This window comes from Xanthomonas arboricola, from assembly GCF_003353015.1.
GTDB classification, from domain to species: domain Bacteria; phylum Pseudomonadota; class Gammaproteobacteria; order Xanthomonadales; family Xanthomonadaceae; genus Xanthomonas; species Xanthomonas arboricola_E.
Genome location: NZ_QREM01000007.1, coordinates 806,044 through 819,572 on the forward strand (window position 1 = coordinate 806,044; position 13,529 = coordinate 819,572).

The following is a 13,529-nucleotide window of genomic DNA, read 5'->3' on the forward strand; positions in this document are numbered from 1 at the left end:
GATGTGTATAAGAGACAGGGCGGCGCTCAGCCGCTCACCACCTCGTTCCAGCCGACGATTGCCACGCACGCGCGCCCACGTTTCAGGGCGCTTCCACCGCGTACCCCAGCGCCTGCAAGCGCGCCAGATAGCCATCGGTCGCGGTCAGCCGGCTGATCGGCAGCACCGCGAAGGTGCTGCGATTGCGTTGCAGCGCGGTGGTGGCGATGCCCAGCCAATGCTCGCGCATGCGCCGTTCCAGATCGTCGATGCCGCGCTTCCTGGCGGCGCCGGAACTGGCCATGGCGCTCATGCAGGCGGCCTGCGGATCCTCGCGTGGCAACTGGCGCAGTGCCTCGATGTCGCCCACCGACCAGGCGTTGGCGCGTTCGACCATCGTCGGCAGGTCGCGCTCGACGGTGACCAGGATGCTGCGAAAACACGCGGTGTCGTCCATGCCGCCGGCGCGGAACTCCCTGATGGCCTGGCGCGGGTCGGCGATCTTGTAATCCAGCGCGGTGGGAGTGGGCTTGATCCCGGCGCGCTTGGCGGCACGCTCCACCACCGACCAGATCACCGGCGAGCGCGCCAGGCCGGAACGCTTGATCGCCGCCTGATACAACTCCCCGGCGGCGAGCATCGGGCGCTTGCGCTCCACCCCACGGTCATTGCCGAGATAGCGTGCCTTGGCAACCGACCAGCGCGCATACAACTCGGCCGGCAGCAGCTCGCGCAGCTCGCGGCCGTCCTCGTTCTTCATCGCCTTCATCGCCGAGGGCAGCAGGGTCAGCTTGCCGAAGAATCCCATGTCCGCATCGATCTGGACGGTCGGTGCCATCAGCACCTGCTGCGACTGGCCGATGATCGCTTCCACCTCGGCCGACTGCCACTGCAGCCGCTTCGGCAGCGGCGAGACCGTGCCCAGGATCCACAGCACATGATCGCCCTTGCTGACCTTCCACAGGCCCGGGCCGGGCTGCACGCCACGCACCACCATCGCTTCCAGCTCGACCACGGCCGGCGGCGATGCCGCGGTCAGCTGCGGTTTGACGCCATCGCCGGCAACCGCCAGCAACGACACCAGCATCGCTCCCACGCCGCATACCGCCCGCTGGCCTCGCATCACGTCTCGCCCCCTGTGTGAGACGCGGACACTACGCCAAGCCGGCGCTGGCCGCGTTAGGGAAACGTTCGACGCCGCCGCGGCCAAGGGCTCAGCGTGGCTCCAGGCTGGCCAGGTGCGCCGCCAGCGGCGAGTCGCCGTCGAGCAGCGCGAACCCTTCCCAGACGAAGCCCGGCGAGACCGTGCAGCCCACCAGGGTGAAATCACCCAGCGAGCGCGCCGCCTGCCAGCACCCTGCCGGCACCACGTGCATCAGCTCGCCACGCCCGGCGGCATCCAGGATCAGGCGTTGCAGCTGCCCGCTGGCTTCGTCGTAGATCGACAGCTCCAGCGCATCGCCCTGCTGCCAATGCCAGCTTTCTTCCGCATCCACGCGATGCCAGGCGCTGGACTCGCCGGCAGCCAGCAGGAAACGGATGGCGGTCAGCGCCGGCCGCGGCTGGCCGCCATCGCTCACCTGGCGCGCGGACGCATACACACGACGGAAATGCCCACCCTCGGGATGCGGGGCGAGTTCCAGCGAACGGATCAGGGCGGCGGCGGTCGGATGCATGCGGACATGCTAAGCCAGCCAGCGCCGCGCGTGCATCACGGCAGATGCTTGCCCGCACGCAGGCAGGTGCGGAAGAACACCAGCAGGTCCCAGCTGTAGCGCTTGAGCAGGCGGCGCGGCTCGTTGAGCAGCCGGTACATCCATTCCATATGCACGCGCCGCACCCAATCCGGCGCACGTTTGGCGGTGCCGGACAGGAAATCCAGCAACGCGCCGACGCCGAACACCAGCGGCACGTTCAAGGCCTTGCCATGATCCAGGATCCAGCGCTCCTGCAACGGGTTGCCGAAGGCCACCAGCAGCACATCGGCGCCCGAGCGATTGATGCGCTCGGCCAGGCCCTCGCCGGCGGCGGCAAATTCGCCGTAGCCGTCGCACATGCCCACCACCTGCTGGCCCAGCGTGCCGGTCAAGGTCGCGGCAGCGGTCTTGCCCACACCCGGGCGACCGCCGAGCAGGAAGAACTTGAGCGGCTGCGCGGCTTCGCGACACAGGTACGGAATCAGGTCGGTGCCATTGAGGTTGCCGGCAAAGCGGCGGCCATGGATCAGGCGTGCCGCCAGGTCCATGCCGATGCCGTCGTTGACGATGCGCACGCTGGGCTCGCGCATGCGCAGACGCAATGCCTGGCACTGCACGATGAAGTTGGTATTGGCAAAAAACACCCGGCGTGGTTGCCGGGCGGCCAATGCGTGAAACAACTCCAGCGCAAACGCTTCCTGCGTGGTGGAAAGCACCGGAAATCCGCCCAGCGGAATCACCACGCCTTGCGGCACCGCGGTGCTGGCGGTTGCCGTCCCCTCCGTATCCACGTGCCGGCCCTGCATCATCGATTCACCAAAGGTCGTAGGGAAACGCGGCCAGCAGCCCGGCCTGCAGTTTTTCCAGGTCGAAGTCGCCGTTGCCACCGAGCTGCAGACACTCTTCCACGCTGTTGCCCGAGTGCCACTGCATGCGTCCGGTGCCGTTGTAGTAGTCGTCGTACTTGAAACGATCCTCGCCGTTGCCCCAGTCCAGGTACACCGCCGGTATTCCGTACGCCTCGGCGAGAATCAGCCCGTGCAGCGAACTGCTGATCACCAGCTCGGCACCCAGCAGCGCACCCATGAACGTCGCGGGCTTGACGTTGGGAAACACCAGGTGATCGGCGTACGCGCTGTACTTCTCGACCGGCTCGTTGAAATGCGGAACGATGGCGAAGGGGCGCTTGTTCGCCGTTCCCAGCGCATCGGCGGGGAAGAACATCGGTGTCAGCAGGCCGGGATCGCCATACACTTCCGGCACCGCGATCCCGCGATCGAGCAGGAACTGCCGCGTCTTCGGCCCACGCACTGCACGCACGTCGAGCGTGCTGAAGGTATTGCGCTCGGCGGGAATCTTGCCGTTGATGCCGCTGCCCCAGACGGTGTCGCCGTCCTTGGCAAAATGCAGCACCGAGCCGATGGCGATCAGCTTCTTGCTGAGATCGCGTTTCTCGATCAGCGTCTTGTCCTGCAGGGAGAGCACACAGGACACAATCACCTTGGACAGATGATCGCCCATGTTGACGCCGGCATTTTTCGGCTGCCACCAGAACAAGGCACGGCGTTCCGCATGTTCGATCCATTTCTGCAGCAAAGCATTGGCCATAACGAGCAGTCTCCTTCTAAAGTTGGGTGCGCCGCGTCAGTGCGAGAGCGCGGCCTCCGAAGAAGCACGTGCGGCTGCACCATCTTGCTGCGGGTACAAACGGGTTTCCGGATACGCACCGGGATTGAGTACGCGGTCGGTGGTGTCGGACCAATTCAGGCACTGGCGGTAGCGCACCCGCGGTGCTTCCAGCGCGCGACTGATGGCCGCAACAACGGACTCAGCATTGCCGGGAGTGTAGCCGAAACGCGATTGATACGGCCCCACGACGGCATTCGGGCACACCGCAGGCAGGCCGAAGAAATCGTATTGCAGCAACTTCATCGAACTATCGGCCAGATACACCGGCACCTGCTCGGACGCATAGGGTGCGATGCCGAACCGGGCGTGCTTGATGTAGCCGATGGTCTCGGCATGCTTCATCTCGCCATAGACCACCACGTTGTCGCCGTAGCCGGGATGCCGGCCCATGCCCGAGCCGATCACATGGAAGGTGACCTGCGGGAACGCCTTGCTGGCCACCACGAAGAACTCCGGATCGAACAACATCGAGCCCACCGCGACTGCATGGATGCCCTCGCCATACGGCGACGGGTCGCCCAGCTGATCCAGGTTGTGGTCCACGCCGTGACCGACGTGGTACACGTTGTCGCGGCTTGCCACTTCTTCCGCCATTGCCGGCGACACCAGTGCGATCACATCCAGCCTCGGTGCAACCCGGTCGAACTCGCGTTCGATATAGGACGCGACATTGATCGTGCTCAGGCCATCGGAGGCGCGATAGACCAGCTTGGCTGCCGGATTGACGCGCTTGGCCAGCTCGATGAACGCCACCGCGATACCGCTTTCGAACACGATCACGTCCGCCTCGCGCATCCAGTCCAGCAACTGGCGCGGCGGGTGCGCGGCATACCACCGGAACATCGCATCCTCGACCGCGCGCAGCCAGGCGCGGCGCGTGTTGAACGGATGCACCGTCGTGCGCCACAGATAGCATTCCACGCCCTTGTGCGAGACCACGGTATTGGCGGTGTCGTCCAGCGGCAGCCGCATGTCGCCCTTCATGCGCGACAGCCGGCTATAGCGCAGCGAGAAAAACCGCGTGGTGCCGCGCAGCGCGAGCTGGTCGGTGATGAAATGGATATTGGCGCGCCGTGGCGTGCGGTAATCGTGGGCGGACAGGACCAGATAGCAAGGCCGGCGAATGCCGGAAGCGGCGGCGGGTGTATCGCTCATGGGCCGTGTCCTATGAATGAGTGGGAGAAAGCATGCAGGAACGCAGGCGAAGACGAGGTCGATCTCATTGGCGTGCCTTGGCCTGCTTCAGCAACTTGCGGATGTTGAGGATGGCGATCACGTCGCGACGGAATGCCGGCCAGATCGCCAACGCCAGCAGGCAGACCGCCGCCATCGTGGCCGCACCGACGGCCAGTTGCTGCCATAGCGGGCCACCGACGGTGATCGAGGCGTAGTACGCGCATCCCCCCGCCACGCCATACGCAGTCATCGCGCGCACCGCGTTGGTGAACAGCGCACCCACCGGCGCGTCGGAGATCTTGCCGACCCAGACCAGCGACAACGGCCAGGTCACCAGCAGACCGAACGAATAGCCGATTGCCACGCCCATCGCGCCCCAGCGCGAGCCGACGAAGATGCAGCCGATCAGCACGATGCGGCTGACCAGCGAGAACAGCAACTGCGCGCGCATCAGGCCCCTGGCAAGGAACACCCAGTAGGTTGCATAGGACGCCGTCTGGAAGATACCGCCCAGCGTCAGCACCTGGAACAAGGGCACGGCCTCGCGCCACTGCTCGCCGAGCACCAGCACGATCAGCGGCATGGCCAGCGCACAGGCGAAGGCGAACAGCGCCACGATCAGATGCACCATCACCGTCTGCCCGCGCAGCAGGAAGGCGCTGAAGCGTTCGCGGTCGTCCTGCAGCTGCGACAGCACCGGCAACGCCACGCTGGTGGCAGGCGCGTTGATTTGGTTCAACGGCATCATCAGCAACTGGAACGCGCGGTTGTACAGGCCCAGTGCGTCCGGGCCGGTCCGCCACCCGATGATGACCTGGCCGACGTTGCGGCTGGCATAGCCCAGCAACTGCGCGGCCATCAGGTTCCAGCCGAAGCTCATGAAGTCGCGCATCGGCGCCGAGCGTTGATACCCACCCGGCAACCAGCGCGCACAGCTCGCAGCGATGATGAAATTGACCACCGCCTGCACCACCTGCTGCACCACCAGCGCCCAATAGCCCCAGCCCAGCAAGGCGGCAGCGACGGCAGCGCCCAGGCCCAGCACCTGCGATCCCACATCGCTGAGCGCAACCTGGCCAAAACGCAGCCCGCGGCTCAGGTGCGCGCGGTATTGCGTGGTCATGCCGTTGATCAGGAAAGTCACTGCCAGCGCCTGCGAGATCGTCACCAGCGCCGGTTCCTTGTAGAAGTTGGCGATCACATGCGCGCAGGCGTACACCACCACCGACAGCGACAAGCCGATGCCGCTGTTGATCCAGAACAGGTTGTCGCGCTGCTCGCGGCTGACGTGCTTGGCCTGCACGGCAGCGGCAGACAGGCCGAAATCGCGCAGGATCTCGGCCGCGCCGACAATCGCGGTGACCATCGCCATCAGGCCATAGTCGTAAGGCGTCAGCAGCCTCGCCAGCAGGATGATGCCGCCGAACTGCACGACCATCTTGGCCGACTGGCCGATCATGGTCACCGCTGCACCACCGGCGGCGCGCGAACCGAGGCTGCGCTGTGGCGGCGGCGTGGGGGAATTCATCGTCGGGATCTCTGCGGTCACAGCGCGGCGTCTCCATCCTTGCCGAGCGCTTCCAGGTAGGTGCGGTAGTGCAGCTGTCCGATCCGTGGCCAGTCGCGTTGCGATAGATCCGGCGCCGGGCCGCGGGGCGCGGCGCGCACCTGGTCCAGCATGCCGGTCAGCAATGCCGCATCGAATTCGCCCTCGTAGAGGAACACCCACCCGGGGCCGACTTCTTCGGCGATCGCCGCATTGGACTGGCTCCACGGCGCCAGCACCGGACGCGCCAACGACAGCGCCAGCAACAAGGTGCCGGAGTTGTGCATCTGCCGGTACGGCAGCACCACCAGCTCGGCCTCGCTGACTTCGCGTGCCAGCACCGGTTCTTCGACGTAGGCCAGCAAGGCGCTGATGCGCGGATCCTGCGTGCAGGCCTCCTCCACCAGGCTGCGCATCTGCGGCGTGGCCGGGTTGCCGACGATGCGCAGCTTCAGGCGCGGATCATCGACCTGACGCATCACCTCCAGCAGCGTCTCCACTCCCTTGTACGGGCGAATCAGGCCGAAGTGCAGCAGCCGCCCCGGCACCGGCGTGCCCTGCGGCATCGTCGCAAACCACTCGCGGTAATGGCCGTGCAGGATGGTGTCGGTGAACGGCGGTCGCGGCGGCGTGGTTGCATTGATGCGGATCCAGCGACGCGTCAGCCGATCGATCCAGCGCAACAGGCCGCGCTCGCGCCAGCCGCGATCCTCGTGCGGTGCCAGGTTGTGCAGGGTGCGCACCACCGGCGTGCCGGTCGCCTGCAGCTTGAGCAGCAACAACGCCGCACATACCTGTTTTGCCAGGGTGCCGACCGCACTGGGATGGCGCAGCAGGTATTCCGGCCAATGCAGATGCAGTACGTCGTAGCGCGACACCAGCGCATCGCGCATCGAAAAGAAGCGCGGCTGCACTGCATCGGGCAGCGACGCATACAGCTGGGTCAGATACGGATTGGTGCTGGCATTGGGCTTCTCGGTAGAGAACAGCACGGTGACCTGCGGCTGCGCGGCCGCCCGCCCAGCCGTTGCCGTCGCAGGCGCGCTCATCGCACTGCCCCCTGTGGACGGCGGGTGCCCAACGCGGCGTGATACTCGTCGACGTAGCGCCCGACCACATGCTTCCAGTCGTAGCGGCTCACGTACGCCATGGACGCTGCACGACGCGTAGCGAAGTCCGCATCCGCCTGCAGCGCAAGCGCCTGCACCTGGTCTGCGGCCGCATCGATCCTGTCGCGGTTGACGATCACGCCCTGGCCCGATTCGCTGGCAAGGCGCACGAACGGCGGGATGTCGCTGAGGATGGGAATCAGGCCTGCACTCATCGCCTCGACCGCGGCGATGCCGAAGCCTTCGTGGCGCGACAGGCAGACGAAGAACTGCGCCTGTTGCATCAGGCTGCGCAGCTGTTCCTGCGACGGCGACATGCTGAGCTGCACCTTGTCCTGCAGGCCCCGCTCGGCGATCGCCTTGCGCAGGTCGGCCTCGTTCAAGTCGTATTCGCGCCCGGCAATGATCAAGCGCCACTGCGGATCGCGCTGCAGTGCCGCCTGCAGCAGCTCCAGGGTTTCGATCAGGCCCTTGTTCACCGACCAGCGGCCGAAATACATCATGGTCCGCCCTGGCGTCGCTGCGCCCTGCCCTGCGTACTTCTCCACGTCCACGCCGTTTTCGATCACCCGCAAACGCGCCGGCGACACCACCTTGGCGAACAGCTCGCCGTCGTTCTCGCTGGTGGCGATCACCCGCGCATACGCCAACGCAGAGGCGCGCGTGAGCGTCTGAAACCATAGCTGCTTCATCCGCGAGGCATACGCGGTGTGGAAGAAGCCGCCGTGCGTGGACACCACCATCGGCTTGCCATGCAGCGGCTTGGTCAGCGCCAGATAGTCGTAGAAAAAATCGATACCATGCAGGTGGACCAGGTCGGCCGAGCGGATCGCGCCCAGCACGGACGGCGCCAACGGATAACGCGAGGAACCGCGATACCCGATGCGCCGGATCGGCAGGCCCTGGTGCGTCTCCTGCGCCGCGAGCTGTGCACCCGGATCGGTGAACACCCGGTCCAGGGTCACGACCTCCACCGTATCGGCACTGGTGGCCTGGTGTTGACGGGCCACATTCAGAACGACTTCCTCCATGCCTCCGATCGAAGGATGGAATTGGCGGACGACATGCACCACTTTCATTACGCCAATCTCCTGTGCCAGCGACGCAGACGCATCTGCATGCGCGGCTGCTCATTCTGGAAGCTCGTCATATACGTTTCAATCCCAACATCCACGGCGCAACGCGCACCAGCGCAGCACGCATCGGCACACTGGCCGCCACCGCAAACGCGCTCAGGCTCATCGCCCAGGGCGGTGTACCGATCAGGCTGCGCGCGATCACGCCCGTTCGTGCCACCACACTGGTGAGCACCAGAAACACCAGTGTGTGCGTGCACAGGATCAGCAAGGTATTGCCACCGATCCACTGCAGCCAACGCCACTGCCGAATGAAATACGCCACGCACAAGGTCATCGCGGTGCCCAGCAGGCTGACCAGCAGGAACACCACAGCGGAGTGCCCGAACTGCAGATTGTTCACATCCACCTGCCCGTTCCAGCCGGCCAGCCACCACCACGCGGCCACCAGCACCGGCAGTGCCAACGCCCACACCGCGGCGCCAAGCGCGCGCAGTGCATCGGCGTAGCGCGACAGCCACCCGCCAACGGCGATGAAGAACAGCGCGACCGGCAGCACATCCAGTGCGAACGGAAGCCGCAGGTGCATTGATGGAAACCAGCCCGCCCATGCCAAGGCGAGCAACAGGCTGGCTGCAGTCACGGCCGCGGTCGTCAGGCGCATACGCAAGGCCAGGTAGGCCAGCGTGGTGACGAACAAGGCCGGCAGGAACCACAACGCCGGCAGCACGTACAGACGCGTGCCATTGGCCCAGAACAGACCGATGAACGGATCCCACCACGGCAGGACATGCGATGGATGCGGCGCGCGGCTGGTCACTCCCATCAGCAACCAGCAGGCGTAGGCCACCAGGAAAAACGCCAGATAGGGAACCAGCAAGGTGCGCGCCAGCTTCCCGATCGTCGCCGGCGTCAGGGTGCGGTGGCCGAAACGCTCGCCCACCCAGCCGGACAGCACGAAAAACAGCGGCACATGAAAACTGTAGGCGAACAATTTGTAGGCGGCCGGCATGCCGTTGGCATGCCCCAACACCACCAGCACGATGGCCAGCGCCTTCGCGGCATCGATCTGCCAATCGCGGGTCAAGGCCGGCGCCGGGGCGACCCTGGCTTCCAGGTCGCGGTGCCCGGCAGCGCCGGAAGACGCTGCGGCGGTCATGGCGCAGTACCGCTCATGCCGCCACCGCGCGGGCGCCCAGGGTCCACGGCGCAAACCGCATCAGCACCCAGCGCAACGGCACGCATGCCAGCAGCGCAAACACCGTCACGAACAACGCCCACCCCAGGCCAGGGCGCGCGGCACCGAATCCGCCGGCCAGCGCCGCGACACCGGAGAGCACGAAGAACACCAGCATGTGGGTGCACAGGATCAGCAAGGTATTGCGGCCGATCCACTGTATCCAGGCCCAGCCCTGCACCAGCCGTGCGGCACAGATCACCATCAACGAGCCGAGTACGGCGCTGGCCACGAACCCGGCGTGGCTGCGACCGAATTGCAGCATGTTGACGTCGATGCGGCCATTACGATCGGCCAGCCAGGCCACCGGCAACGCCAGCAGCAGCGTCGCCAGCGCGCTCATCGTCAAGGAGGTCGGCAGACGCGCGGAAACATGGATCAGCAAGGCCCCCAGCGCGTAGAAGCACAGCGACACCGGTAGTACGTCGAGGCCGAAGAAAAGTCGCAGCTGCTGGCCCGGGAACCAGTGCATCCAGTACCCGGCCAGGATCAACGACACCAGCGCGATCACCACCGGCGACATCCAGCGGCGCAGCACCACATAGCTCACCACCGTCACCAGCATCACCGGCAGGAACCACAGCGGCGGCTGCACGTACAGATCGGGGCCAATACCGGTGAACATCGCCACGATCGGCTCCCACCACGGGTGGCTGCCCCACCGCGCCGCCTTCTCGCCGATATTGCGCGTCAGCAACCAGTACGCGTATCCGAGCAGATAGAACGTCACATACGGCAGCAGCAGACTGCGCGCCTGCTTGCTGATCGTCTGCGACAACCCGGTGGTGCGCGACGCATAGCCGGATGCCAGCCAGCCGGACACCATGAAAAACAGCGGCACATGAAAGCTGTAGGCAAACAAGGTCATCGCATGCGGCACGCCCTTGGCGTGACAGAACACCACCAGCAGGATCGCCAGCGCCTTGGCGGCATCGATCCGCGGATCGCGGCTGCGCCCGCTGCGGGCAACCGGCGCGACCGATGGCGGCGCCGGCGTTGCCGCCACACTCACCGCGTGCCTCCTGCGGGGAGTGGCAATGGCGCCTGGTCGCCGGCTGGAGCCTGTGTGGGCAGCCGCGCAGCGGTTGCAGCGGACCAGGTCGGCAGCATGTGCCACATGCAGCCGCAGACGAACCACCACAACGCCGATGTCTTGATCGAGAAATAGCCGTTGGACACCAGCAGACTCAGCGCGAACGCAAAGATCGCCAGGTTCTTGAACAGCTGCCCTTCCTTGCTCGGCATCAACAACAGGAACGAATACGACAGCAGGAACGCGAGCACGCCCACGATCGACTGCGAGGCGATGAAGTAGGCGATGCCGCTGTCGAAGTAACGGTAGGCCTGCGCGAAATCCAGGCCCATCCACGAGTTGAAGGACAGGTTGTTCATCGAGTAGACGGTGAAGAAGACCCGGCCCATGGTGTTGTCCTGATAGGCAGTGATCCCGGTGATCCACACCAGCAGCCACGCGGTCATGATCACGACCAGGAAAATCAGGAAGGCCAGGCGTTGATCCAGGCGTTTCAACAGCGGCGACAGCAGCACCATCAGCACGCAGGTGCCCGCCGCAAGTCGTCCGTCGGAGGCCACGACCATGAACCCGATCAGGCCGACCGAGAGAACCAGCATCGCCGGCCGCATCCAGCGCCAGAACACCAGCACGATCGCGGTAAAGAAGCAGATGTAGTTGCCCATCGTCACCGGCTCGATGAACATCGAGGAGGCGCGCGGCAGATTGGAGCCCGGCAGGAAGTTGCGCTCGCCCGGTCGCGTGGCACTGACGAACAGGTTGCTGTCTTCGTTCCAGAACCCTTCCGCGCTCATGCCACGTGCGTTGACGAAGAAACTCTTCGGGTTGACCAGGTCGCCATAGGCGCTGGGCATCGCCAACTCGAATGCCGCCACCAGCGAGACGATGATGGTCATGCGCACGAACAGCTTGGGCACCGAGCCGGTGTAGGCCGAACCGAGCACCACGAACGCGAACACCACCAGCGCATCGCGGAAGAACTTCGGATCGATCTGCCAGTTCACCAGGAAGCGCACGAACATCAGGGTGACGATCAGCCCCAGCCCGCTGATGATCAGCGCAATGCGCTTGCGGCTCATCGAGCCCAGGCCGAGCAGAAAGCACGCGGCATAGACCATGAACTCGACGGCGTAGGTGATCACCGGACGGACGGTGAACACGTTCGCGTTGATCAGCGCCAGCACAAGGTTGTAACCGACGCCGACCAGCAGCGTCAGTTCGATCAGCAGGTTGTGCCAGCGAACGCGGGCCTGGTCGCTCATTCGGATCAGCATGCAGACGCCTGCTTGAGAGGGGCGGCTGCGATGCAGCCGCCCGCGGCGCGTGAAGCGCCAGGTCGCACACTCCCCGCCATCATCAGTACGCGGTCTTCTGTCCGAGCACACGTACTGCGGTCAGCACGATGATGCGGATATCCAGCCACAGCGACCAGCGACGGATGTAGTCCAGGTCGTACTGGATGCGCTTCTTCATCGTCCGCAGCTCCGGGGTTTCGCCACGGAATCCATTGACCTGCGCCCAGCCGGTGATGCCCGGCTTGACGTAATGGCGCTGCATGTAGTGATTGATCAGCTTTTCGTAATGGGTGTTGTGCTGCGCGGCATGCGGACGCGGCCCCACGATCGACATGCTGCCGCCGAGCACGTTGAAGATCTGCGGCAACTCGTCCAGGCTGCTGCGACGCAGGAACGCACCGAAACGGGTGATACGGCTGTCGTTCCTGGTCGCCTGCTGGATGGTGGTGCCGTGGTCGTCATGCACACGCATCGAGCGGAACTTGAACATGTAGAACTCGCGACCGCCCAGGCCATGCCGACGCTGGCGGAAGAACACCGGTCCCGGCGAACTCATCTTCACGCCGACCGCAATCGCTGCCATCAGCGGCCACAGGCCCATCAGCGCGATCACGGCCAGGATCTTGTCCTGCAGTGCCTTGGCCACCACGAAGTAATTGTCACGGTCCACACCACCCTGGCGCAGGTTGATCACCGGCACGTTGCCGATCTGCTCGCCGGACTGGTTCAACAGGCCGAAGTCGAACAGGTCCGGCACCAGCTTCACGTTGATCGGGTAGCGGTCCAGGCGCTGCAGCAGCTGCTTGATATGGTCACGCTCGCCCAACGGCAGCGAGATCCACACCTGCTCGACCTGGTTGTCCTGCAGGTATTCGATCAGCGCATCCGGATCGCCCAGGCACGGCAGCGACTGGCGCTGCTCGGTCACCGCGATGTCGTACGGCGTGCGGAAGTAGCCGACCAGGTTCATGCCGACCCAGGGATTGCGGCTGAGGTAGTGGTTGATCTTCATCACCGGATGGCGCAGACCCACCACCACCACGCGTTGCACGTCCACACCCTGGGTGCGCAGGTGATTGAGGAAACCACGCAGCACCGTGCGCGCCGCCACCAGCGAGGCCAGGCCACCGACGAACCACAGCCCGATCCAGCCGCGCGAGACCTGCTCGCCAACCTGCACGATCAGTGCGTGCACCGCGAACAGCGCGAACACGCCGCCGAATGCACCGCCCAGCACCATCAGCTCGCTCAACAACCCGCGCCCGCGCCAGCTGCGATACAGCGGGAACAGCGCAAAGCAGATCACCGAATACAGCAGCGTGGTGGCAATGGCAACCCGGTACGGCGCCGCAGGCACCCAGGAGCCGAAGACGATGCGATAGGCGATCAGCCCGGAGACCACGACCATGGTCAGGTCGAAGACGCGCAGGACCAGATCGGCCGCAGCCGAATACTTGGACAACAATCGCGGCGAGGATGTCGTGTAAGTCGCGCTACTCAAGTCTGCCAAAAGCATGGGGATGTCCTCCAAACTCGATACGGTGCATGCGGGGGAACATACGAATCGCACGCGAGCTTTCAATCATCTCCGTCGAGCGATCACCGCGGTAATACCTACCGACCCCAGATCGCACGACAGCCCTTTGTTTCAACAGAGACAAACTTTCAAACGAAGGAGCCCGAAACATACGG

12 protein-coding genes are annotated in these 13,529 nt (G+C 65.0%); all 12 read right to left on the bottom strand.

What is annotated here, in order from left to right:
• Window positions 1–82: 82 nt before the first annotated feature.
• The gene (locus C0541_RS06880; RefSeq protein ID WP_161959922.1) at window positions 83–1,102 is read right to left on the bottom strand and encodes a TraB/GumN family protein; all 1,020 of its coding nucleotides are present in this window, start codon (window positions 1,100–1,102) and stop codon (window positions 83–85) included.
• Window positions 1,103–1,193: 91 nt separating this feature from the next.
• Entirely contained in the window at window positions 1,194–1,655 is a 462-nt protein-coding gene (locus C0541_RS06885; RefSeq protein WP_115046920.1) for a cupin domain-containing protein, read from the bottom strand.
• 35 nt (window positions 1,656–1,690) lie between these two features.
• On the bottom strand, window positions 1,691–2,485 hold the full coding sequence (locus C0541_RS06890) for a WecB/TagA/CpsF family glycosyltransferase (RefSeq protein WP_115046922.1): 795 nt from the start codon (window positions 2,483–2,485) through the stop codon (window positions 1,691–1,693).
• 4 nt (window positions 2,486–2,489) lie between these two features.
• Window positions 2,490–3,284, bottom strand: a complete 795-nt coding sequence (locus tag C0541_RS06895) for a polysaccharide pyruvyl transferase family protein (protein WP_115046924.1) — start codon at window positions 3,282–3,284, stop codon at window positions 2,490–2,492.
• A 36-nt stretch (window positions 3,285–3,320) separates the two neighbouring features.
• The gene (locus C0541_RS06900) at window positions 3,321–4,520 is read right to left on the bottom strand and encodes a glycosyltransferase (RefSeq protein ID WP_115046927.1); all 1,200 of its coding nucleotides are present in this window, start codon (window positions 4,518–4,520) and stop codon (window positions 3,321–3,323) included.
• Between the two features lie 64 nt (window positions 4,521–4,584).
• On the bottom strand, window positions 4,585–6,069 hold the full coding sequence (locus tag C0541_RS06905) for a lipopolysaccharide biosynthesis protein (protein WP_161959923.1): 1,485 nt from the start codon (window positions 6,067–6,069) through the stop codon (window positions 4,585–4,587).
• A gap of 17 nt (window positions 6,070–6,086) precedes the next feature.
• Entirely contained in the window at window positions 6,087–7,136 is a 1,050-nt protein-coding gene (locus C0541_RS06910; protein WP_115046931.1) for a glycosyltransferase, read from the bottom strand.
• Window positions 7,133–8,275 carry a glycosyltransferase family 4 protein gene (locus C0541_RS06915; RefSeq protein ID WP_115046933.1) on the bottom strand — a complete coding sequence of 381 codons (1,143 nt, stop codon included), beginning with the start codon at window positions 8,273–8,275 and terminating at the stop codon, window positions 7,133–7,135. The genes C0541_RS06910 and C0541_RS06915 overlap by 4 nt, the downstream gene beginning before the upstream one ends.
• A 67-nt stretch (window positions 8,276–8,342) precedes the next feature.
• The gene (locus C0541_RS06920; RefSeq protein ID WP_115046935.1) at window positions 8,343–9,431 is read right to left on the bottom strand and encodes an acyltransferase family protein; all 1,089 of its coding nucleotides are present in this window, start codon (window positions 9,429–9,431) and stop codon (window positions 8,343–8,345) included.
• 13 nt (window positions 9,432–9,444) lie between these two features.
• Window positions 9,445–10,521 carry an acyltransferase family protein gene (locus C0541_RS06925; RefSeq protein WP_115046937.1) on the bottom strand — a complete coding sequence of 359 codons (1,077 nt, stop codon included), beginning with the start codon at window positions 10,519–10,521 and terminating at the stop codon, window positions 9,445–9,447.
• Window positions 10,518–11,804, bottom strand: coding sequence for a polysaccharide biosynthesis protein GumE (locus C0541_RS06930; protein WP_161959962.1), 1,287 nt, complete (start codon window positions 11,802–11,804; stop codon window positions 10,518–10,520). The genes C0541_RS06925 and C0541_RS06930 overlap by 4 nt, the downstream gene beginning before the upstream one ends.
• 94 nt (window positions 11,805–11,898) lie before the next feature.
• The gene (locus C0541_RS06935) at window positions 11,899–13,353 is read right to left on the bottom strand and encodes an undecaprenyl-phosphate glucose phosphotransferase (protein WP_115047364.1); all 1,455 of its coding nucleotides are present in this window, start codon (window positions 13,351–13,353) and stop codon (window positions 11,899–11,901) included.
• Window positions 13,354–13,529 lie beyond the last annotated feature (176 nt).

Coding starts and splice junctions, on each gene's coding strand:
- C0541_RS06880 (WP_161959922.1), bottom strand. CDS start 1,102: ATGCGAGGCCAGCGGGCGGTATGCGGCGTGGGAGCGATGCTGGTGTCG.
- C0541_RS06885 (WP_115046920.1), bottom strand. CDS start 1,655: ATGCATCCGACCGCCGCCGCCCTGATCCGTTCGCTGGAACTCGCCCCG.
- C0541_RS06890 (WP_115046922.1), bottom strand. CDS start 2,485: ATGATGCAGGGCCGGCACGTGGATACGGAGGGGACGGCAACCGCCAGC.
- C0541_RS06895 (WP_115046924.1), bottom strand. CDS start 3,284: ATGGCCAATGCTTTGCTGCAGAAATGGATCGAACATGCGGAACGCCGT.
- C0541_RS06900 (WP_115046927.1), bottom strand. CDS start 4,520: ATGAGCGATACACCCGCCGCCGCTTCCGGCATTCGCCGGCCTTGCTAT.
- C0541_RS06905 (WP_161959923.1), bottom strand. CDS start 6,069: ATGAATTCCCCCACGCCGCCGCCACAGCGCAGCCTCGGTTCGCGCGCC.
- C0541_RS06910 (WP_115046931.1), bottom strand. CDS start 7,136: ATGAGCGCGCCTGCGACGGCAACGGCTGGGCGGGCGGCCGCGCAGCCG.
- C0541_RS06915 (WP_115046933.1), bottom strand. CDS start 8,275: ATGAAAGTGGTGCATGTCGTCCGCCAATTCCATCCTTCGATCGGAGGC.
- C0541_RS06920 (WP_115046935.1), bottom strand. CDS start 9,431: ATGACCGCCGCAGCGTCTTCCGGCGCTGCCGGGCACCGCGACCTGGAA.
- C0541_RS06930 (WP_161959962.1), bottom strand. CDS start 11,804: ATGAGCGACCAGGCCCGCGTTCGCTGGCACAACCTGCTGATCGAACTG.
- C0541_RS06935 (WP_115047364.1), bottom strand. CDS start 13,353: ATGCTTTTGGCAGACTTGAGTAGCGCGACTTACACGACATCCTCGCCG.